General features: G+C 68.1%; 19 protein-coding genes and 1 tRNA gene. 8 read left to right on the top strand and 12 right to left on the bottom strand.

Features of this window, described 5'->3' with window-relative positions; all coding sequences use genetic code 11:
* Positions 1 to 24: 24 nt before the first annotated feature.
* A complete protein-coding gene (locus B5X82_RS18810; protein ID WP_079649716.1) occupies positions 25 to 2,301 on the top strand; it encodes a TonB-dependent receptor in 2,277 nt (758 codons plus the stop codon).
* A gap of 95 nt (positions 2,302 to 2,396) precedes the next feature.
* Positions 2,397 to 4,169, top strand: a complete 1,773-nt coding sequence (locus B5X82_RS18815) for a M61 metallopeptidase family protein (protein ID WP_079649717.1) — start codon at positions 2,397 to 2,399, stop codon at positions 4,167 to 4,169.
* A 73-nt stretch (positions 4,170 to 4,242) separates the two neighbouring features.
* Here the strand turns inward: B5X82_RS18815 and B5X82_RS18820 are convergent, their stop codons facing one another.
* Positions 4,243 to 4,509, bottom strand: coding sequence for a GlsB/YeaQ/YmgE family stress response membrane protein (locus tag B5X82_RS18820; RefSeq protein ID WP_079649718.1), 267 nt, complete (start codon positions 4,507 to 4,509; stop codon positions 4,243 to 4,245).
* A 174-nt stretch (positions 4,510 to 4,683) separates the two neighbouring features.
* Here B5X82_RS18820 and B5X82_RS18825 point away from each other — a divergent pair, with 174 nt between their 5' ends.
* Positions 4,684 to 4,929, top strand: a complete 246-nt coding sequence (locus tag B5X82_RS18825) for a hypothetical protein (RefSeq protein WP_079649719.1) — start codon at positions 4,684 to 4,686, stop codon at positions 4,927 to 4,929.
* 65 nt (positions 4,930 to 4,994) lie between these two features.
* Here the strand turns inward: B5X82_RS18825 and B5X82_RS18830 are convergent.
* Positions 4,995 to 5,080, bottom strand: a tRNA-Tyr gene (locus B5X82_RS18830).
* A 125-nt stretch (positions 5,081 to 5,205) separates the two neighbouring features.
* Between B5X82_RS18830 and rlmB the strand changes: the two genes are divergently transcribed.
* Entirely contained in the window at positions 5,206 to 5,949 is a 744-nt protein-coding gene (gene rlmB / locus B5X82_RS18835) for a 23S rRNA (guanosine(2251)-2'-O)-methyltransferase RlmB (protein ID WP_079649720.1), read from the top strand.
* 49 nt (positions 5,950 to 5,998) lie between these two features.
* Here rlmB and B5X82_RS18840 read toward each other — a convergent pair whose 3' ends face one another.
* On the bottom strand, positions 5,999 to 6,316 hold the full coding sequence (locus B5X82_RS18840) for a 2Fe-2S iron-sulfur cluster-binding protein (protein WP_079649721.1): 318 nt from the start codon (positions 6,314 to 6,316) through the stop codon (positions 5,999 to 6,001).
* A gap of 81 nt (positions 6,317 to 6,397) precedes the next feature.
* Here B5X82_RS18840 and B5X82_RS18845 point away from each other — a divergent pair, with 81 nt between their 5' ends.
* Complete coding sequence (locus B5X82_RS18845; RefSeq protein ID WP_079649722.1) at positions 6,398 to 7,042, top strand: DNA-3-methyladenine glycosylase family protein; 645 nt, start codon at positions 6,398 to 6,400, stop codon at positions 7,040 to 7,042.
* A 28-nt stretch (positions 7,043 to 7,070) separates the two neighbouring features.
* Here the strand turns inward: B5X82_RS18845 and pheT are convergent, their stop codons facing one another.
* The 5 genes from pheT to rpmI all read right to left on the bottom strand — a co-directional run bounded on the left by pheT (position 7,071) and on the right by rpmI (position 11,736).
* A complete protein-coding gene (gene pheT, locus B5X82_RS18850) occupies positions 7,071 to 9,449 on the bottom strand; it encodes a phenylalanine--tRNA ligase subunit beta (RefSeq protein ID WP_079649723.1) in 2,379 nt (792 codons plus the stop codon).
* Entirely contained in the window at positions 9,446 to 10,528 is a 1,083-nt protein-coding gene (gene pheS, locus B5X82_RS18855) for a phenylalanine--tRNA ligase subunit alpha (protein ID WP_079649724.1), read from the bottom strand. The genes pheT and pheS overlap by 4 nt, the downstream gene beginning before the upstream one ends.
* A gap of 116 nt (positions 10,529 to 10,644) precedes the next feature.
* Positions 10,645 to 10,926, bottom strand: coding sequence for a GIY-YIG nuclease family protein (locus B5X82_RS18860; protein ID WP_223811439.1), 282 nt, complete (start codon positions 10,924 to 10,926; stop codon positions 10,645 to 10,647).
* 214 nt (positions 10,927 to 11,140) lie between these two features.
* The gene (gene rplT, locus B5X82_RS18865; protein ID WP_012048646.1) at positions 11,141 to 11,518 is read right to left on the bottom strand and encodes a 50S ribosomal protein L20; all 378 of its coding nucleotides are present in this window, start codon (positions 11,516 to 11,518) and stop codon (positions 11,141 to 11,143) included.
* Positions 11,519 to 11,532: 14 nt separating this feature from the next.
* Positions 11,533 to 11,736: a 50S ribosomal protein L35 gene (gene rpmI, locus B5X82_RS18870; protein ID WP_022692209.1), complete on the bottom strand. Its 204-nt coding sequence runs from the start codon at positions 11,734 to 11,736 to the stop codon at positions 11,533 to 11,535.
* A 166-nt stretch (positions 11,737 to 11,902) separates the two neighbouring features.
* On the opposite strand from rpmI, the gene B5X82_RS18875 reads away from it, so the two are divergent.
* On the top strand, positions 11,903 to 14,035 hold the full coding sequence (locus B5X82_RS18875) for an AsmA family protein (protein WP_079649725.1): 2,133 nt from the start codon (positions 11,903 to 11,905) through the stop codon (positions 14,033 to 14,035).
* A gap of 226 nt (positions 14,036 to 14,261) precedes the next feature.
* Here B5X82_RS18875 and hisN read toward each other — a convergent pair whose 3' ends face one another.
* The gene (gene hisN / locus B5X82_RS18880) at positions 14,262 to 15,026 is read right to left on the bottom strand and encodes a histidinol-phosphatase (protein WP_079649726.1); all 765 of its coding nucleotides are present in this window, start codon (positions 15,024 to 15,026) and stop codon (positions 14,262 to 14,264) included.
* Between the two features lie 56 nt (positions 15,027 to 15,082).
* Between hisN and B5X82_RS18885 the strand changes: the two genes are divergently transcribed.
* The gene (locus B5X82_RS18885) at positions 15,083 to 15,505 is read left to right on the top strand and encodes a VOC family protein (RefSeq protein WP_079649727.1); all 423 of its coding nucleotides are present in this window, start codon (positions 15,083 to 15,085) and stop codon (positions 15,503 to 15,505) included.
* Positions 15,506 to 15,514: 9 nt separating this feature from the next.
* Here B5X82_RS18885 and B5X82_RS18890 read toward each other — a convergent pair whose 3' ends face one another.
* The 3 genes from B5X82_RS18890 to B5X82_RS18900 are packed head-to-tail and all read right to left on the bottom strand — an operon-like array spanning position 15,515 to position 18,220.
* The gene (locus B5X82_RS18890) at positions 15,515 to 15,988 is read right to left on the bottom strand and encodes a DUF2269 family protein (RefSeq protein WP_079649728.1); all 474 of its coding nucleotides are present in this window, start codon (positions 15,986 to 15,988) and stop codon (positions 15,515 to 15,517) included.
* Complete coding sequence (locus B5X82_RS18895; protein WP_079649729.1) at positions 15,985 to 17,280, bottom strand: SDR family oxidoreductase; 1,296 nt, start codon at positions 17,278 to 17,280, stop codon at positions 15,985 to 15,987. The genes B5X82_RS18890 and B5X82_RS18895 overlap by 4 nt, the downstream gene beginning before the upstream one ends.
* 4 nt (positions 17,281 to 17,284) lie before the next feature.
* A complete protein-coding gene (locus B5X82_RS18900; RefSeq protein ID WP_047169929.1) occupies positions 17,285 to 18,220 on the bottom strand; it encodes a ribose-phosphate pyrophosphokinase in 936 nt (311 codons plus the stop codon).
* Between the two features lie 108 nt (positions 18,221 to 18,328).
* Between B5X82_RS18900 and gltX the strand changes: the two genes are divergently transcribed.
* Positions 18,329 to 19,660: a glutamate--tRNA ligase gene (gene gltX / locus B5X82_RS18905; protein WP_079649730.1), complete on the top strand. Its 1,332-nt coding sequence runs from the start codon at positions 18,329 to 18,331 to the stop codon at positions 19,658 to 19,660.
* Positions 19,661 to 19,739 lie beyond the last annotated feature (79 nt).

Here is a 19,739-nt window from a genome sequence, read left to right on the forward strand (position 1 = left end):
ACAGGTTCAGTGGAGACCAGAAGAATGAAGACTCTCAAGCTTGTCATCTCGGTGTCGACCGCGGCCGTCGCGCTCGCGGCGTCGATGCCGGCCCTGGCGCAGGACGCCCAGGTTGCCGAGGACGGCGCCTCCGCGGGCGAGATCATCGTCACCGCGCAGAAGCGCGCCGAGCGTCTGATCGACGTGCCGGTCGCGATCAGCGCGATCTCCGCCGACGCGCTGACCACCCAGAACATCAACCGCCTGTCGGAATATTTCGACCGGGTTCCCGGCCTGCAATATTCGAACCAGCGCGTTTCGGGCCTGGCGCTGCGCGGCGTCACCACCGGCGGCGCGACCTCGCCGACCGTCGCGCTGCTCGTCGACGACGTCCAGTTCGGCGGCACCACCGGCACCGGCCAGCCGCCGCTGCCCGATTTCGACGCCAGTGCGGTCAGCCGGGTCGAGGTGCTGCGCGGTCCGCAGGGCACGCTCTACGGCGCGTCGAGCCTCGGCGGCCTGATCAAGTACGTCCTCAAGGAGCCGGACACCAAGGAGTTCTCGGGCCGGATCGAGCTGGGCGGCACCGCCGTCTCGCACGGCGACACCGGCTATGCGGTGCGCGGCTCGGTCAACATCCCGATCAACGACTGGCTGGCGGTGCTGGGCAGCGGCTTCAAGCGCGAGGATGCCGCCTATCTGAACAACGCCAACCCGCAGGCGCTGAAGGCGAAGGACGTCAACAGCCGCGACGTCTGGGGCTTCCGCGGCGCGGCGCTGATCAAGCCGGCCGACAATTTCCGCATCGTCCTCTCGGCGCTCCGCCAGAAGACCGACGCGATGAACAGCGACCTGGCGATCACCGCCGGCGGCGTTCCGGTCTGCGCGGCCTGCACGCTCCCCAGCTCGCCGAACGCGGCGACGGCGGTCACCACCTTCGAGCCGGTCTATGGCGATCTGACGATCAACTCGCTCGATTCGATCAATAAGGCGAAGTTCCAGCTCTATTCGGCGCGCGCCGAGCTCGAACTGGGCGGGGTCAACATCACCTCGATCAGCGCCTGGAGCCGCGCCGACAATGTCATCACCAGCGACGTGAGCAGGGTGTTCGGCGGCCTGCTGAAGGCGGTCTATGGCCTGCCGACGGCACCGACCGTGCAAATCGCCAATGCCGACCGCACCCATAAATTCTCACAGGAACTGCGCCTCGGCGGCGACATCGGCACCAGCTTCACCTGGCTGGCCGGCGGCTTCTACACCGTCGAGCATGCCGCGACCGACCAGACGCTGATCGCCTCCGGCAGCCTGACCGCGACGCCCTATATCGGCACCGGCCCCGGCACCTATCGCGAATATGCCGGCTTCGCCGACCTCACCTGGCACGCGACCGACAAGCTCGATATCCAGGTCGGCGGCCGTTACGCGCACAACAAGCAGCACAACGAGTCGACCCTGAACACCTCGCCGGAGACCGCGCCGGTGTTCGGTTCGGGCACCACCATCGCCGATTCGAGCGACAGCGCCTTCACCTGGCTGATCTCACCGAGCTATCACTTCTCGCGCGACATCATCGCCTATGCCCGTGTCGCCACCGGCTATCGCCCCGGCGGTCCGAACATCGCCGCCCCGCCGTCGGTGGCGAAGTCGTTCAGCTCGGACAAGGTGATCAACTACGAACTGGGCTTCAAGGGCAAGGTCGTTCCCGGCCTGCTGACGCTCGACGCCTCGCTGTTCCAGATCGACTGGAAGGACATCCAGCTCCAGGGCACCGATTCGATCAGCTCGCTGACCTTCCTGACCAACGGCGGCAAGGCGCGCAGCCGCGGTCTCGAATTCGCGGCCAGCCTGACGCCGTGGCAGGGCATGAGCATCGACGCCAGCCTGACCTTCACCGATGCGACGCTGACCGAGGACCTGCCGACCATCGCCAACGCGACCGGGCTGAAGGGCCTGAACGGCGATCGCCTGCCCTTCTCGGCCAAGGTGGCGGCCAACGTCACGGCGCAGCAGGTCTTCCCGCTGACCGACCGGCTGGAAGGCAATGTCGGCTTCACGCTCGTCTATGTCGGCGACCGCGCCGGCACCTTCGTCACCGATGCCGCGAACGCGACCCGTCCGCGCATGCTGCTGCCCGAATATACCACGGTCGACATCCGCGGCGGGCTGACCTTCGACGAGGTCTGGAGCGCGAACCTCTACGTCCGCAACCTGTTCGACAAGCGCGGCGTCGCCGCCGCCGACAACCGCAACGGTGTCAACGTGCCGACCGCGCTGTTCATCCAGCCGCGTACCTTCGGCGTGACCCTGGCGCGGTCCTTCTGACGATGGCAGGCGATCGTCGCCTGCGCTGAGAAAGGAGATGCGCAGGGCCCCGACGCCCTGCGCATCTTTGTATAGATATTATCGAGGCGAGAGCGATGGAGCGGAGATCGATCAGGGTCGGACTGATGGGCCTCGCAACGGCTCTCGCCCTCGCCACCGCCTCCATGGCGGGTGCGGCGGGATCGAACGGTTCCCTTGCCGTGACGCTGGCGCCGATCGCCGCACCCGCCGCCCCGACGAGGGTCGGCACCGTCGGCGTCACCCTGCGCTTCGACGGCGTCACCGCGAACAAGGGCGAGCCGCTGCTCCGGCTGCCGATGGTCAGCAGCAATGTCGATACGGTCGCGACCGTCATCGCCGGGATCAGCGCGCGCGACGCCAGGGGGCCGCTCCGCCTCACCAGCCGCGACGTCGACCTCCCCGAGGCCGGGATGCGCGATGCGGTCGGCGGCGGCCCGTCGCGCGAATGGCTGGCCGACCGTGCGGTGGAGGGTCCTCTCACCGTCCGCTACAGCGTCCCCGCCGAGGCGAGCCTGCCGCCGCGCGGGCCGGCGCCGCCCTTCGCCTTTTCGGCCGATGGCGGCGGCGTGTCGGCGGCGGGCCATGTCTTCCTGCTGCTGCCACCCGGCGACCATCATTATCGCACCACCTATGGCTGGGATCTCGCCCGCGCGCCCAGGGGCAGCCGCGGGGTCAGCTCGCTCGGCGAGGGCACCGTCACCGCCGCCGAGCCGCTCGACGGCGCGCAACTGCGGATGAGCTTCTTCATGGCGGGGCGCATCGGCACCTATCCGCCCAGGCTGCCCTCGGGCGGCTTCTTCGGCGCCTGGCAGGGCGACCCCGGCTTCGACGCCGCCGCGCTGCTCGCCTGGACCGGCACGCTCTACGACCATTATGCGCGCTTCTTCGGCCAGAAGGAATCGCCGCCCTATGGAGTCTTCCTGCGCTACAACCCGATCAACGCGGGCGGGGGCGTCGGCCTCTACCATGCGTTCGTCACCACCTTCGGCAAGGGGCACGGATCGGATGTCGGCCGAATCCGGCTGACCCTGGCGCACGAGATGTTCCACACCTTCCAGCCGTTCATCGCCACGCCGGCTGGGCTCGAATCCTCCTGGTTCGGAGAGGGGCTGGCGACCTTCTACCAGGCGCGCCTCCCCTTCCGCTTCGGCATGCTGTCGTCCGAGGCCTATCTCGCCGACATCAACTGGACGGCCGCGCGCTACTATACCAGCGCGATGGCGACCGTGCCGAACAGCGAGGTGCCGAAGCGCTTCTGGGCCGATACGAGGGTGCGGACGCTGCCCTATGATCGCGGCATGCTCTATTTCGTCACGGTCGACGACGCGATGCGCAGGGCGTCGGGCGGCCGGAAATCGCTCGACGACCTGATGCTCGCGATGCTGGCGGTAGAGAAAGCGGGCAAGACCACTGGCAATGCCGACTGGGAGGCGCTGCTGGCGCAGCACCTCGGCCCCAGGGCGGTCGATGACTTCCGCGCCTTCCTGGGCGGCGCGATGCCACTGCCGGCGTCCGACGCCTTCGGTCCTTGCTTCCGGAGGACCACCCGCAAGCTGCGCCGATACGAGCTGGGCTTCGCGACCGACGTGCTCGCCCAGACGAAGCGCATCGTCCGCGGCCTGGTGCCGGGATCGGCGGCCGCGCTCGCCGGCCTGCGGGACGGCGACGAGATCGTCGACCCGGTACCGCAGGACAGCATCCAGGGCGAGCAGAACGAGCTGATCCGCCTGCGCATCCGCCGCGAGGACAAGGTCTTCCCGCTCGTCTACCTGCCGCGTGGCGAGACGGTCGACGCCTGGCAGTGGGAACGCGTACCGGGCAGCGAGGGCCAGAGCTGCGCGCTCTGACCCACGCGTCCGGCCTATTGTTTACCCGCGATTTCCGGGTCGGGCAGATGTTTCCATCTGCCTGGAAATCGCCCTAGCGAACCGTGTTGCGCTGGACCAGGTTGACGATCGCGAGCAGGACGACCGCGCCGACGAAGGCGATCAGCAGGCCGACCAGCGAGAATTGCTGGACGCTGCCGCGGACACCCAGCAGCGGGCCGGCCAGCGCGTTGCCGATCACCGATCCGATGCAGCCGACAACGATGTTCCAGAAGATTCCCATCGATGCGTTGCGGTTCATGACGATGCTGGCGAGCCAGCCCGCGATGCCGCCGACGATGAGCGCGATGATCCAACCCATGGCACTTCTCCCTCTTTGATTCGATGCCCCAACGATCGAAACCGCAAATCGAGCCACGGCCACCGATCGGAAATTCGCGGGATCGGTCCACCCCCTCCCGGGCTCGGGCTGTCGACCAATCGTTGCGGCCGCCGTCTCCGGCACCCATCGTCACCGATATGCAGGGAGGGCAGCATGATCACCGACTTATCGAATGCCATCGGCACGCTCGTCGTCGCCGGCGAGCGCTATGCCGATATGCGGCTCAAGGAAGCCGTCGCGCTCTGGAACCAGCTGGACGCACGCGCCCGGTTGCGCGCCTATTTCCGTAGCGATCGGCTGTTGAGCGTACCGATGTTCGGCCCGCCTCGGCGCGCCTTCTCGGGCTATGACTTCGAACGCCTGGCCGAGCTGCTCGGGGTGCGGACGGCGACGGCCTGACCCTGGACGGCAGGCCGGATCACCGGGCCGCTGCCCCGGCTGATCGTCTCGCGATGTCATGCTGATGGTGGAAGGGGCTGGATTCGAACCAGCGTACGCTCACGCGGGCAGATTTACAGTCTGCTGCCTTTAACCACTCGGCCACCCTTCCAAAGGCGCCTGAAGCGAGGCGGCTCAATGGCCAATCGGGACCCGGCTGTCAACGCCCGAAGCCCGGAAAAATCTCTGTCGCCGCAATGCTTGCGCGAAACGCCCCACCGTCGGTAAGGCAGGACCATGCGCAGAGGCCATCGTCCGTCCCAGCCCGCCCAGGGCCGTCCCCGCTTCTGGGGCCGCCACGCCGTGATCGCGGCGCTCGCCAACCCCGACCGCACCGTCAAGCGGCTGTGGGGCACACGCGAGGCAGTGAGCGCGCTCGACCTCCCGCCGGTCATCCCGGTCACCTATGCCGACGCCGCCGATCTCGGCCGCCTGGTGCCGCACGACGCGCCGCACCAGGGGTTGGTGATCGAGGTCGATCCGCTGCCGGACATCTGGCTGGGCGACCTGCTGGAAGAGGTGCAGGACGATCGCCGTCCGCTCGTCGTGCTCGATCAGGTCACCGATCCGCACAACGTGGGCGCGGTGCTGCGCTCGGCCGCCGCCTTCGACGCGGTCGGCATCGTCACCCAGGACCGCCACGCGCCGCCAGAATCGGGCGCGCTCGCCCGCTCGGCCTCGGGCGCGCTGGAGCTGGTGCCGTGGGTACGGGTGGTCAACCTCGCCCGCGCGCTCGACGAGATCGCCGAGGCGGGCTTCTGGCGGATCGGGCTGAGCGGCCACGCCAAGGGGACGCTCGCGCAGGTGATGGGGGATTCGCGGATCGCGATCGTCCTCGGCGCCGAGGGCGAGGGCATGCGCCAGAACACCGAAGCGCATTGCGACGAGCTCGCCAGGCTGCCGATCAGCCCCAAGGTCGAGAGCCTGAACATCTCGAACGCCGCCGCGATCGCGCTCTACGCGATCACGGTGCGGGGCTAGAACAAAAGCAAGAATCGGGAGGATCGGGCCGAGGCCCGATCCTAACAGCTCAATCTTCCGGCGCGATCGTGACGGTCAGGCCGTCGAGCTCGTCGGTCATGGTGAGCTGGCACGACAGGCGCGAACGCTCGTCGCGATGGTCGCTGCTGTCGAGCAGGTCGTTCTCGTCGTCGCTCATATCGGGGAGCAGGCCGTTGAACGCGGGATCGACGAACACATGGCAGGTCGCGCAGGAGCAGCAGCCGCCGCACAGCGCCAGCAACTCGTCGATTCCGGCGTCGCGGATGACTTCCATCACCGACAGGCCGGTCTCGGCTTCGAGGACCGATTCCTCACCCTCACGCGTAACGACAACCAATTTGGGCATTACCACTCCCCCGATTTGCATAATCCGGATTCCGCGCGCCTATGTAGCGCGGGACCGGTGAAATCAAGAGCAGGAACCGAAATGAGCCTTTCCGCCGAGCAGCTCCACCGCAGCATCGATGCGCTGGCCGGCATGGAACCCGCCATCGCGCGCATGCTGGAGACGATCGGCTATCCCCCGCCGCGCATCCGCGACCGCGGCTACCAGACGCTGCTGCGGACGATCGTCGGCCAGCAGGTCAGCGTCGCCGCCGCCAATGCGATCTGGGCGAAGATGGAAGCGATGATAGGCGCCGGCCTTGCCCCCGAGGCGGTCGCAGCCGCCCCAGACGAATTGCTCCGCGCCACCGGCCTGTCGCGGCAGAAGATCGCCTATGCCAGGAGCCTGGCCGAGCATGTCGCGAGCGGCACGATCGATTTCGACCGGCTGCCCGCCGACGACGAGGAGGCGATCGCGCAGATGACCGCGATCAAGGGGATCGGACGCTGGTCGGCGGAGATATACCTGCTGTTCGCCGAAGGCCGTGGCGACGTCTGGCCCGCCGGCGACCTCGCCGTACAGATCGAGGTCGGCCGCCTGCTCGGCTTGCCCGAACGGCCGAGCGAGCGCGAGACGCGCCGCCTGGCGCAGGGCTGGAGCCCGCACCGCGGCGCCGCCGCGATCTTCGCCTGGCACAGCTACAACGCGCGCGCCAGCGCGGCCAAGACCGACAAGACGCCGCTGTAGCTTCCGCCGCTATCCTCGCCCTGCGGCTTTAGCCCCGGAGCCTGGCCCCCAGCTTGGCTGCGGCGGCGACGATCTTCTCGGAGATCGCCTGGAGATCGGCGTCGGTGAAGCTCTTCTCGCTGGGCTGGAGCACCACCTCGATCGCCACCGACTTCTCGCCCTCGCCGACGCCCTGGCCCTGGAACAGGTCGAACAGCCGCGCCTCGGTGATCGCCGCCTTGTCGGCGCCGCGCACCGCGCGAAGCAGCTCGTCGGCCGCCCGGTCGGCGGAGACGAGGAAGGCGAAGTCGCGGCGCACCGCCTGCAACGCGGGCGGTGCGTAGGCCTCGCGCATATGGTCGGACGAGGCGCGCTTGACCGGCACGGCGTCGAGGAAGATCTCGGCCGCGACGACGGTGCCGTCGATATCGAAGGCGCGCGCGACGCTCGGATGCAGCTCGCCGAACTCGGCCAGCACCGTCTTCGGCCCCAGCCGCAACGAGCCCGAGCGGCCGGGATGATAGACTCCGCTCGAAACCGTCTCGAACAGCTGCAGCCGGTCGACGGGCGCGCCGACCGCGCCGAGCATCGCCACCGCCTCGGCCTTGGCGTCGAACGCGTCGAACGCCTGCGCCTTGCCGCTGCGCCAGTCGCGCGGGGTGCGGTCGCCGGCCAGCAGCAGGCCGAGCGTCAGCCCCTCGCCGTCGGCGAGATAGCGGCGGCCGACCTCGAACAGCCGGATGCTGCCGGCGCCGCGGTCGGCATTGCGCCGCGCTGCGGCCACAAGGCCGGGCAGCAGCGACGGCCGCATGACCTTCAGATCCTCGCTGATCGGGTTGGCGAGCGTCCAGGCACCGCCGCCGAACGGCTTCGCTTCCGCCTCGCTGATGAAGCTCCACGTCACCGCCTCGTTCAGGCCGCGCGCGGCGGCGGTGCGGCGGGCGCGCCGCTCCACCTTCTGCGCCTGGGTCGCGGTCGGCCGGGCGACGCCCTCGCCGCGCGGCAGCGGGGTCGACGGGATGTTGTCGATGCCGATGATACGGACGACCTCCTCGACCAGGTCGGCGGGGCCGTCGACGTCGCGGCGCCAGCTCGGCACCGAGACGTTCCACACCGCGTCGATGCCGAAGCCGAGCGCCGACAGGATGGTGCGCTGGCGATCGGGCTCGACCGCAAGGCCGGCGATCTTCTCGGTCAGCGCCGGATCGTAACGCAGCGCCTTTGTGCCCGAGGGCGGGGTGCCCGCCTGGACGACCGCGGACGGAGTGCCGCCGCACAGGTCGATCACGAGCCGGGTTGCGATGGCGAGGCCGGCTTCAAGGAACTGCGGATCGACGCCGCGCTCGAACCGCGCGCGCGCGTCAGAGGTCAGGCCGAGCTTCTGGCCGGTGCGGGCGATCGCCTCGGGCGTGAAATAGGCGCATTCGATCAGCACGTCGGTGGTCGCGGCCGTGACGCCGGTCTTCTCGCCGCCCATGATGCCGCCGATGTCGTCGGGGCCGTTGGCGTCGGCGATCACGGTCATCGTCTCGTCGAGCGTATACACCTTGCCGTTGAGCGCGAGCACCTCCTCGCCCGGCGTCGCCTTGCGCGCGACCAGCGGGCCGCTGAGCTTGGCCAGGTCGTAGACATGGAGCGGGCGGCCATGGTCGAGCATCACATAGTTGGTGATGTCGACCAGCGCCGAGATCGGCCGCTGGCCGACCGCGATCAGCCGCTTGGCCAGCCATTCGGGGCTGTCGCCGTTGACGACGCCGCGCACCGCCCGGCCGAAGAAGGCGGGGCAGCCTTCGGGATCGAGGGTAGCGATCTCGATCGGGCATTCGCCCTGGCCCGCGATGGTCGGCAGGTTGAGCGGCTTCAGCGTGCCGAGGCCCGCCGCCGCCAGGTCGCGCGCGATGCCGCGCACGCCCATGCAGTCCTGCCGGTTCGGGGTGATCGCGACGTCGATGACCGGATCGGACAACCCCGCCCAGTCGGCATAGACCGCGCCGACCGGCGCGTCGGCCGGCAGCTCGATGATCCCGTCATGCGCGTCGCTCAGTTCCAGCTCGCGCATCGAGCACATCATGCCGCGCGATTCGACGCCGCGGATCGCCGCGACCTTCAGGGTCACGTCGATGCCGGGCACATAGTCGCCCGGCCGGCCGAGCACACCGACCAGCCCGGCGCGGGCGTTAGGCGCGCCGCAGACGATCTGCAGCGGCTCACCGCCGTCGCCGGCGTCGACCGACAGGACCTGCAGCTTGTCGGCCTGCGGGTGCGGCGCCGCGGTCAGGATGCGGGCGATGCGGAAGGCGCCCAGCTTCTCGGCCGCGTCCTCGACGCCCTCGACCTCCAGCCCGACCCGGGTCAGCCCCTCGACAATCGCGTCGAGGCTCGCCTCGGTGTCCAGATGCTCCTTGAGCCAGCTCAGCGTGAACTTCATGCGCCGACTCCTCCCGACAGCGTGGGCACGTCGAGCGCGGCGAAGCCATAATGCCTGAGCCAGCGGAGATCGCCGTCGAAGAAGGCGCGCAAGTCGTCCATCCCATATTTGAGCATAGCGAGCCGATCGATGCCGCAGCCGAAGGCGAAGCCCTGCCATTCGTCCGGATCGAGGCCGCAATTGGCGATCACCCGGGGATGCACCATTCCCGAGCCGAGAATCTCCATCCATCCGCCGTTGCCGGCCGCCGGATCGCCGCCGATCACGCGGCGTCCCTTCTCCCAGGTGAAGCCGACGTCGACCTCGGCCGAGGGCTCGGTGAAGGGGAAGAAGCTGGGGCGCAGGCGCAGGACGATGTCGTCGCGCTCGAAGAAGGCCTTCACGAAGGTCTCCAGCGTCCATTTCAGATGGCCCATATGGATGCCGCGATCGATCACCAGCCCTTCGACCTGGTGGAACATCGGCGTGTGGGTGGCATCCGAGTCCGATCGATAGGTCCGCCCCGGCGCGATGATCCGGATCGGCGGCTTGTCGGTCATCATCGTACGGATCTGCACCGGCGAGGTGTGGGTGCGCAGCAGCATCTTCCTCCCGTCCTCGCGGTCGGGGAAATAGAAGGTGTCGTGCATCGCGCGCGCCGGATGCGTCTCCGGGATGTTGAGCGCGGTGAAATTATGCCAGTCGTCCTCGATCTCGGGACCGGTCGCGACCGCGAAGCCCAGGTCGGCGAAGATCTCGGCCAACTCGTCCATCACCTGGGCGACCGGATGGACCGATCCCTGCATGCCGGCCGACACCGGCAGGCTCATGTCGAGCGTCTCGGTCGCGAGGCGCGCCTCGAGCGCGGCGTCTTCCAGGCTTTCCTTGCGATCGGCGATCGCGGCGGTCACCGCCTCGCGCAGCGCATGGATCCTGGGCCCCTCGACCTGGCGCTGCTCGGGCGTCATCCCGCCCAGCGTCTTGAGCAGCGCTGTGATCGTCCCCGACTTGCCGAGCGTGCGCACGCGAATCGCCTCCAGATCGGCGAGCGTCGCCGCCGATGCGATCTCCGAAAGCGCGTCCTGATTCTCTGTCGTCACTGCAACCCCACATTCGTCATTCCCGCGCAGGCGGGAATCCATGGACGGCGAAGCGTCCGGTATTCAGCGTCCCGTATCCGTGGATTCCCGCTTTCGCGGGAATGACGGAAGGGGGTTCACGGCCCCGGCGGAAATCCGAACGTCGTCACGGCGAGATCGTCCCAATCGGGATTCCGCGCCTCGACCAGCTCGATCTTCCACGCCCTGTTCCACTTCTTGAGCTGCTTCTCCCGCGTGATCGCCGTGATCATGTCGTCGAAGCCTTCATAGTAGACGAGGCGCGAGACCCCGTAGCGGCTCGTGAAGCCCTTGATCAAGCTTTCCCGATGCTGATGAACTCGTCCAAGCAGATCGGAGGTCACCCCGATGTACAATGTGCCGTGCCTGCCGCTGGCCATGATGTACACGCTGGGCTGCTTCTCTATTCGCTTCCCCAATCGTCATTCCCGCGAAAGCGGGAATCCATGGACGGCGGCCCGCAGGAGATCGCATGTCCCGTAACCGTGGATTCCCGCTTTCGCGGGAATGACGAATTGTTGGACGAAAACGCCGAAAACAAAAAGGGCGCGGTGACCATGGCCACCGCGCCCCTCCTGTCTCTTGTCCGAAGACTTACGCCGCGATGCGGGCGCCTTCGGGGAGGGCGGCCTTGGCCTGGGCGATGATGCCGCTAAAGGCCTCGCCCTCGTGCATGGCGATGTCGGCCAGGACCTTCCGGTCCAGCTCGATGCCCGCCAGCTTGAGGCCGTGCATGAACACGCCGTAGGTCAGACCTTCGGCGCGGACAGCCGCGTTGATGCGCTGGATCCAGAGCGCGCGGAACGAGCGCTTCTTAACCTTGCGGTCGCGATAGGCGTACTGGCCGGCCTTCTCGACGGCCTGACGCGCGATGCGGATGGTGTTCTTGCGGCGGCCATAATAGCCCTTCGCCGCGCCAAGAATCCTCTTGTGCTTGGCGTGGGTGGTCGTACCGCGCTTGACGCGTGCCATCTAGCGGTCCTCCCTCAGTTCAGGCCGTACGGGGCCCACAGCTTCACGCGGGCCGTATCGGCCTCGGCGAGAACGGTGGTGCCGCGGTTGGTGCGGATATATTTGGCATTGTGGCTGATCAGCCGGTGGCGCTTGCCGGCGACGCCGTGCTTCACCTTGCCGGTGGCCGTGAGCTTGAAGCGCTTTTTCACGCCGCTCTTGGTCTTGAGCTTGGGCATTTTCGTCTCCTGATATGCGACGTTTGCAGACAGCCACGGCAGCCCATACAGCCGGACCGTCCATCAAATCGCGGAAGCGCGGGCCTATAAGGGGCGCAGGGCCGGATTGCAACCCGTCGGGGATGGAATCGGAACCCCCCCCGCCTGCCGGGGGTTTCTCCAGGTCATGGTAGTCGAACCCCATCCCCCGATCGAGGTCCCCGAGGGGGCTTCGGACAGCGCGCCGAAACCGGCTCCGCGGCGGCGCGATCCCGCCAACTGGACGCTGGCGGCGGGCTTCGCGGTGGTGGCGACGGTCATCGGCCTGGTCGTGCTGGCCTGGTTCGTCCTCTACGTCACCAAGGGCCGCTTCCTGAAACCGACCTTCGAATCGGTCGCCAGCCGAATGACCGAACGGCAGGTGAAGGTGGCGGGCGACTTCCAGTTCTATTTCGACATCATCGACGCGCGCTTCCTGGCCGACGGCCTCACCATCTCCAACCCGAAATGGACCACCCGCCCCAATTTCTTCGAAGCGCGCCACATCGCCGCGCGGATCAAGACGATCCCGCTGGTCTTGGGGGAACGCAAGGCCGAGTGGCTGGTGCTCGACGGCGGCCGGGTCGACGCCGAATGGGACGCGCAGAAACGGAACAGCTGGACCTTCGGCGATCCGAACAAGAAGGGCGAGCCCTTCCGCTGGCCGACGATCGCCCGCGCCCGGGTGACCGACAGCGAGGTCCGTTACATCGATCCGGCGCTGCAGCTGCGCACTGACGTCAAGGTCGGCGATATCGCGGCGGGCGATACCCGCATCGCCGGCAAGGTGCCCTTCACCGGTACCGGCACGTTGCGCGGCAAGCCCTTCACCATGGAAGGGGCCCTGCTCTCGCCCAACTCGACGGTGGCATTCGGAAGGACCCAGTTCACGATGAACGCGCGGTCTGGCGCGACCCGGCTCGACCTCGACGGCGTGCTGCCGGCGGCGACGCAGATCGAAGGATCGGATCTCAACCTCAAGGTACGCGGTCCCAATATCCGCCTGCTGTTCGACTTCCTCGGCGTCGCCGCGCCCGATACGCGGGCCTATTGGTTCACCTCCAAGCTGACCAAGGCCGGCGGCGAGTGGCGCTTCACCCGGATCAACGGCCGCTACGGCGCGAGCGACCTTCACGGCCGCATGACGATCAGCCTGCCCAACGATCGGCTTTTCCTGGACGCGGTGCTCGATTCGAACCGGGTGGACATCATCGATGTCGGGCCGTTCATCGGCTACGAACCCGAGGCGCTGGCGGCGAAGGGCGCGCAGGCGGCGGTCGCGCAGACCGGCGGCACCCCGCGCATCCTGCCCGACGCGCCGCTGCGGATCGAATCGATCCGCAATTTCGATGCACATATCCTCTATAAGGTGAAGGATTTCCGGAACCCGAAATTCCCGATCAGCAATGTCGACCTGACCTTCGACCTGAACAGGAGCCTGATGAAGCTGTCGCCGTTCAGCTTCGAGATCGCCGGCGGCCACCTCGCCTCCGACATCACGATCGACGCGCGGGTGCCGGCGGTGGTCACCGACTATGACATCCGCCTGTCGCCGACGCCGATGGCCAAGCTGTTCGCCGGCTTCGGGGTCCATCAGGCGGGAACCACCGGCACGATCAAGGCGCGCATCCGAATGAAGGGAACCGGCGATACGCTGCGCGACTCGCTCGCCACGTCGAACGGCCGGATCGCGATCATCCTGCCGCGCGGCACCTTCTGGACGCAATATATCCAGCTCTCCGAGTTCGACATCGGCGTGTTCCTGCAGAAGCTGCTGCAGGACAAGCTCAAGAAGCCGGTGCAGATCAATTGCGGCCTGCTCGGCTTCACCGTGCGCGACGGCGTCGCGGCGGCCGACCCGATCCTGATCGATACCGACAAGAACGTGATGACGGCAAAAGGCGGCTTCAGCTTCAAGGACGAGTCGCTCGACATGCGCTTCCGCGCCGATTCCAAGAAGTTCAGCCTGTTCTCCGGTCAGTCGCCGGTGGGCATCAAGGGCTATTTCGCGCAGCCCGGCATCAACATCATCAGCCCGCAGCTGCTGGCGCGCGGCGGCGCGGGGCTCGCGCTCGGCGCGGTGGCGAGCCCGCTCGCCGCGGTGCTCGCCTTCGTCGACGTCGGCGACGCCAAGGCGGCCGCCTGCGGCCCGGTGCTGGCGGGCGCGCAGGCCAGCGCGATGCGGACGACGAAAGGCAAGCCGCGCAAGGATGTCGGATCGGCCCGCGAGAACCGCCGCCAGGCCGGCGACCGCAAGCAGCCCGACAAGCTGGGGATGTAGGTTTGGGAACGGCGGGCCTGACCGCACATCCTGAGCGTCTGACCGGAAAGCGCCTTACCGCTCATCCTGAGGAGGGACTGAGCCTGGCGAAGGCCCATATCGAAGGATATCTCCAGCCTCGAACGCCCCTTCGAGACAGCATTTCGACCAGGCTCAATGCTTCCTCAGGGTGAGCGGGGACTTTTGCGTCAGACTCTGATGGAGCGGAGCTAAAACGCTCGATGCCCTAGTTCAGCAGCGCGACGATCTGCTCGATCAGCCGGTCGTCGCCCGCGGCGATCACGTCGCCCGCGCTGTTCGCGTCGAGCGGGCGGCCCTGCCAGTCGGTCATCCGCCCGCCCGCGCCCTCGATCACCGGGATCAGCGCGGCGAAGTCGTAGAGCTTGAGCCCCGACTCGATCACCGCGTCGAGATGGCCCGAGGCGGTCAGCCCGTAATTGTGGCAATCGCCGCCCCACAGCACGTCGCCGGCGGCGGCGCTCACCCGCGCGAAGCGGTCGTAATCCGACGCCGCGAACAGGGCGGGCGAGGTGCTGCCGAGATGCGCGTCAGCCAGCCGCGCGCAGGCGCGGCTCCGCACCGGCACGCCGTTGAACATGGTGAGCTGCCCCGAGGCCCCGACCCAGCGGTCGCGCGCGATCGGCTGGTCGATCACGCCGAGCACCGGCTGCCGGTCCTCGACCAGCGCGATCAGCGTGCCGAACAGCGGCCGCCCGGCGATGAAGGCGCGGGTGCCGTCGATCGGATCGAGCACCCAGACGCGGTCGGCATCCTCCCGTTCGCGGCCATATTCCTCGCCGATGATCCCGTCGGTGGGCCGTTCCACCTCGATGATCGCGCGCATCGCCGCCTCGGCCGCGCGATCGGCCTCGGTGACCGGCGAGGCGTCGGCCTTGGTCTCCAGGTCGAAGCGCGCGCGGAAGAAGGGCCGGATCGCCTCGCCCGCCGCCTCGGCCAGGCGATTGGCCAATATGATGTCGTCGTTGGTCATGCTGGCGTCATCCCCGCGTCCGGTGCAAAGTGCAAGCCTGCCGAGGAGGAATAGCCATGACCAAATCGCGCCTGATACCCTGCCTGCGCTATGACGACGCCCCCGCCGCCATCGCCTTCCTGTGCGACGCCTTCGGCTTCGCGCGCCACGCCGTCTATGCCGACCCGGACGATCCCTCGATCATCCACCATGCCCAGCTCATCCTCGACGGCGGCATGGTGATGCTGGGCTCCGCCCGGCCCAGCGAGGTGGCCGAGCGCTACCGCTGGAAGACCGCGCGGGAAGCGGACGGCATCACCATGTGCGTCAGCGCCTATGTCGCCGACCCCGACGCCCACCACGCCCGCGCCAAGGCAGCCGGCGCCGAGATCGTCACCGAGCCCCACGACAACCCCGGCTATCCCGGCCGCAGCTATGACGCGCGCGACCCGGAGGGCAATGTCTGGAACTTCGGCAGCTACGACCCCTGGGCGGTGTAAGGTCAAGGGTCAGGTCGGCCGGGCCAACATCAGCCAGATGATCCCGAGCATCGCGAAGAAAGCCGGAAAGCCACTGAGAAACCACAAGCGGTAGAGGCGGAAATAGGCCGGCGGTAGCGGAGTTCCTTCCGACGCCGCCACGCGAGCCAGATCGCGCATCCGCATCTGCATCCAGACCACCGGCAGCCAGAAGCAGCCGATCAGGATGTAGAGTCCAACGGAGGCAAGGATCCACGGGCTGCCGAGCGACCAGCCAACCAGATGCGCCAACCAGACGCCGGTGACGGGCTGGACGAGGACGGCGGTCGCCGTGAACAGGAAATCGGCGATCACGACCGTCGAGGCGACATGTGCGATCAGCGCCGCATCGCGGGTGCGATGGGCCATCAGCATGAAGAAGGCGATGCCCGCGCCGGTTCCGAGCAGCACCGTCGCGCCGATCACATGCGCCCAACGCAGCAGCAGTTCGAGCGTGACGGTCATCGCCTGGCCAGCAGGACATAGGCGGTCAACGACAACATGGCCGCCGGAATCACCTTGAGCAGCGGCGCGAGTGGATCGAACCAGAGATCGGGCCGGACGATCGTCGCGCCGAGCAGATAGACGACGGTCACGGCGACCGTTCCGAGAAGGGCGAAGCGCACCGTCCGCCGATGCAGCATCAGCAGCGCGAGCAAACCATCGACGATCGCCCCTCCCCCGCCGAGCAACCGCGCCAGTCGATCGTCCAACCCTCCCATGCGGAGCAGTCCGGCCGCTTCGTCCAAACGGAGGGAGGTGGCGATCGCCGTTCCCATCCAGAGCAGGAAGAGCGAGGCGAGCATCACCGGCATCAACAGGGCGAGGCGTGCCGCGACTCGATCCTGCTTGCCGGCAGGCAAGACGGCCAGCACCGATTCGAGCGGTCGCACCGGCCGGCCGAGCAATACCGCGGCTTCATCGGTATCGCCGGAAATCCCGGCCGCGAGCGCGGCGACGGCGTTATGGCGAAGCGGTGATCGCCAGCCCAGCCGGCTGAGCAAGTCGGCGCCGCCGACGATCAGCGCCATCACCATGCCACCCATCCGGATCGTCCGCCGCGCCGGATCGAAACCCAGCCAGGCCCGATGCAGCGCGACGATGTTCCCCAGCGTGCGCCGACGCGCCTCGACCAGGTCATGGCTACCCGTCGCCACATCACCCTCTACGGCTCGCACGACCGCCACAACCAGATCGTCAATGCCGATACACTGGATCGATCCGGTCGCGGATGGCAGCGGCGTCACCAAAGGCATCGCGGCAGCCATCCGGATCAGTTCGGTGCCGCCATAGGCGTTGCGGCCGATAACGAGACCCGGCCGCAGGATGACATGGGCGAGCGAGGAGTTGGCAAGGGTCCGATCGGCCTCTGCCTTGCTGCGCAGAAAGATGCTGGTCGCCGACGCTTCGGCATTGGCGGCCGAAATCTGAACGAAACGCGTAACTCCGGTCGCCTCGGCCGCGGCGATCAGTGCGACGATGGCATCGGCCTGGACCCGTTGCACGGCATGGCCAGCCTCGTCCTGCAACAAGCCGCTGGCGTTGACGATCGCATCGACCCCGGCGAGCAGCGGTTGCCACCGCACCGGATCGGTCATCGTCACCAGGTCGGCATAGTGCCAATTGATGGCGGGCAGGATTCGACGGCCATAGGCGAGGTCTCGGCCCACGCCGCTCACCCGATGGCCGCGGGCGGTCAGGCCACGTGCGACATCACTGCCGATGAAGCCATAGGCTCCGATCAGCAGGACATGCATCGGATCAGTCGAACAGGCTCGACACCGAGCTTTCGTCGGCGATGCGCTTGACCGCCTCGCCGAGCAGCGGGGCGATGGTCAGGTGGCGGATCTTCTTGGCGTCGGCGACCGCTGGCGAGGCGCCGATCGAGTCGGTGATCACCAGCTCGAGCAGCTCCGAGCCCTCGACACGGGCGACCGCGCCGCCCGACAGGACGCCGTGGGTGACATAGGCGACGACGTCCTCCGCACCCGCCTGGCGCAGCGCGGCGGCGGCGTTGCAGAGCGTGCCGGCCGAATCGACGATGTCGTCGACGAGGATGCAGAAGCGGCCCGACACGTCGCCGATGATGTTCATCACTTCCGATTCGCCGGCGCGCTCGCGGCGCTTGTCGACGATCGCCAGCGGGGCGTTGTCGAGACGCTTGGACAGCGCCCGGGCGCGGACGACGCCGCCGACGTCGGGCGACACGACCATGATGTTGCGCCCGCCGAAGCGCGCCTGGATGTCCGCCGACATCACCGGCGCGGCGTAGAGATTGTCGGTCGGGATGTCGAAGAAGCCCTGGATCTGGCCGGCGTGGAGATCGACAGAGAGGACGCGGCTGGCGCCCGCCGTCTCCAGCAGGTTGGCGACCAGCTTGGCGGAGATCGGGGTGCGCGGGCCGGGCTTCCGGTCCTGCCGGGCATAGCCGAAATAGGGGATGACCGCCGTGATCCGGCGCGCCGACGAACGCTTCAGCGCGTCGATGCAGATCAGCAGCTCCATCAGATTGTCGTTGGCCGGATAGCCGGTCGACTGGATCACGAACACGTCCTCGCCGCGGACGTTCTCGTGGATTTCGACGAACACCTCCTCATCGGCGAAGCGCCGGACGCTGGCATCGGTCAGCGGCAGTTCGAGATAGGCGGCGATCGCCTTGGCGAGCGGCTGGTTCGAATTGCCGGCAAGAAGTTTCATGGACAGATCCCCGAGGGCGGTGGCCGAGACTCGGGGGCTCTTAGTCGCAAGGTGCCCGATGGGGAAGAGGGTGGCTGAAAGGATGATATGGGCCTAAAGCCCGCCGCCATGGTCGTCACCCGCTTCGCTCCGTCCCCCACGGGCCGCCTTCACGTCGGCAATATCCGCACCGCGCTTCACAACTGGATGTGGGCGCGAGCCCATGGCGGGCGCTTCCTGCTGCGGCTCGACGACACCGACCGCGAACGGTCGACCGAGGAGAATGCCGCGGCGATCCGCGCCGATCTCGGCTGGCTCGGCCTGCATCCCGACGCCGAGGCGAAGCAGTCGGACCGCTTCGCGCTCTACGAGTCGCGGTTCGCGGAATTGCGGGCGCAGGGCCGGGTCTATCCCTGCTACGAAAGCGCCGAGGAACTGGAGCTCAAGCGCAAGATCCTCGCCGGGCGCGGCCTGCCGCCGATCTACGACCGCGCCGCGCTCGCCCTCTCCGACGCCGAGCGCGCGGCCCTCGAAGCCGAGGGGCGCCGCCCGCACTGGCGCTTCCTGCTCGACCATGAGTCGCCGATCGCCTGGACCGACCTGATCCGCGGCCCCCAGCATCTCGATCCCAGGCTGTTGTCCGATCCGGTCGTCCGCCGCGCCGATGGAAGCTGGCTCTATATGCTGCCGAGCGTGATCGACGACATCGTGATGGGCGTCACCCATGTCGTGCGCGGCGAGGATCACGTCACCAATACGGGACTGCAGTTGCAGATGTTCGCGGCGCTCGGCGCGTCCGAACCGGCCTTCGCACATGAGGCGCTGCTGGTCGGGAGCGAAGGCAAGCTGTCGAAGCGGCTGGGCTCGCTCGGCTGCGACGCCTTCCGCGACGAGGGAATCGAGCCGGTCGCGCTGATCGCGCTGCTCGCCCGCATCGGCACCAGCCTGCCGGTCGAGCCGGTCGCCGATCCGGCGGCGCTGTTCGACGGCTTCGACTTCGCCCGCTTCGGCCGCGCGCCGGCGCGCTTCGATCTCGACGAGCTCAAGGCGCTCAACGCGCGGATCATCCACATGCTGCCCTATGCGGCGGTAGCCGGCCGCCTGCCCGCAGGCATCGACGAAGCGGGCTGGGAGGCGATCCGTCCGAACCTCAACCGCATCGACGAAGCCGCCGGCTGGTGGACGGTGGTCGAAGGCCCGGTATCGGCCGAGATCGCACCCGAGGACCGCGCCTATGTGGCACAGGCCGCCGAGCAGGCGACGGCGATCGACTGGAACGATGGCGCGTGGAAGGCGCTGACCGCCACGCTCGGTGCCGCGACCGGCCGCAAGGGCAAGGCGCTGTTCCTGCCGCTGCGCCTGGCGCTGACCGGCCGCGAGCACGGCCCCGACATGAACGCGCTGCTGCCGCTGATCGGCAGGGAGCGGGCGGTGGAGAGGCTGCGGGCGGCGGCCAGTTAAAGTCCGTCATCCCGGCGGAGGCCGGGATCTCGGAAGGCTCCTGCCTCGACCTCTTCTCCTCTCTCCCGAGATCCCGGCT

It is taken from the genome of Rhizorhabdus histidinilytica, from assembly GCF_900167915.1.
Lineage (GTDB): Bacteria > Pseudomonadota > Alphaproteobacteria > Sphingomonadales > Sphingomonadaceae > Rhizorhabdus > Rhizorhabdus histidinilytica.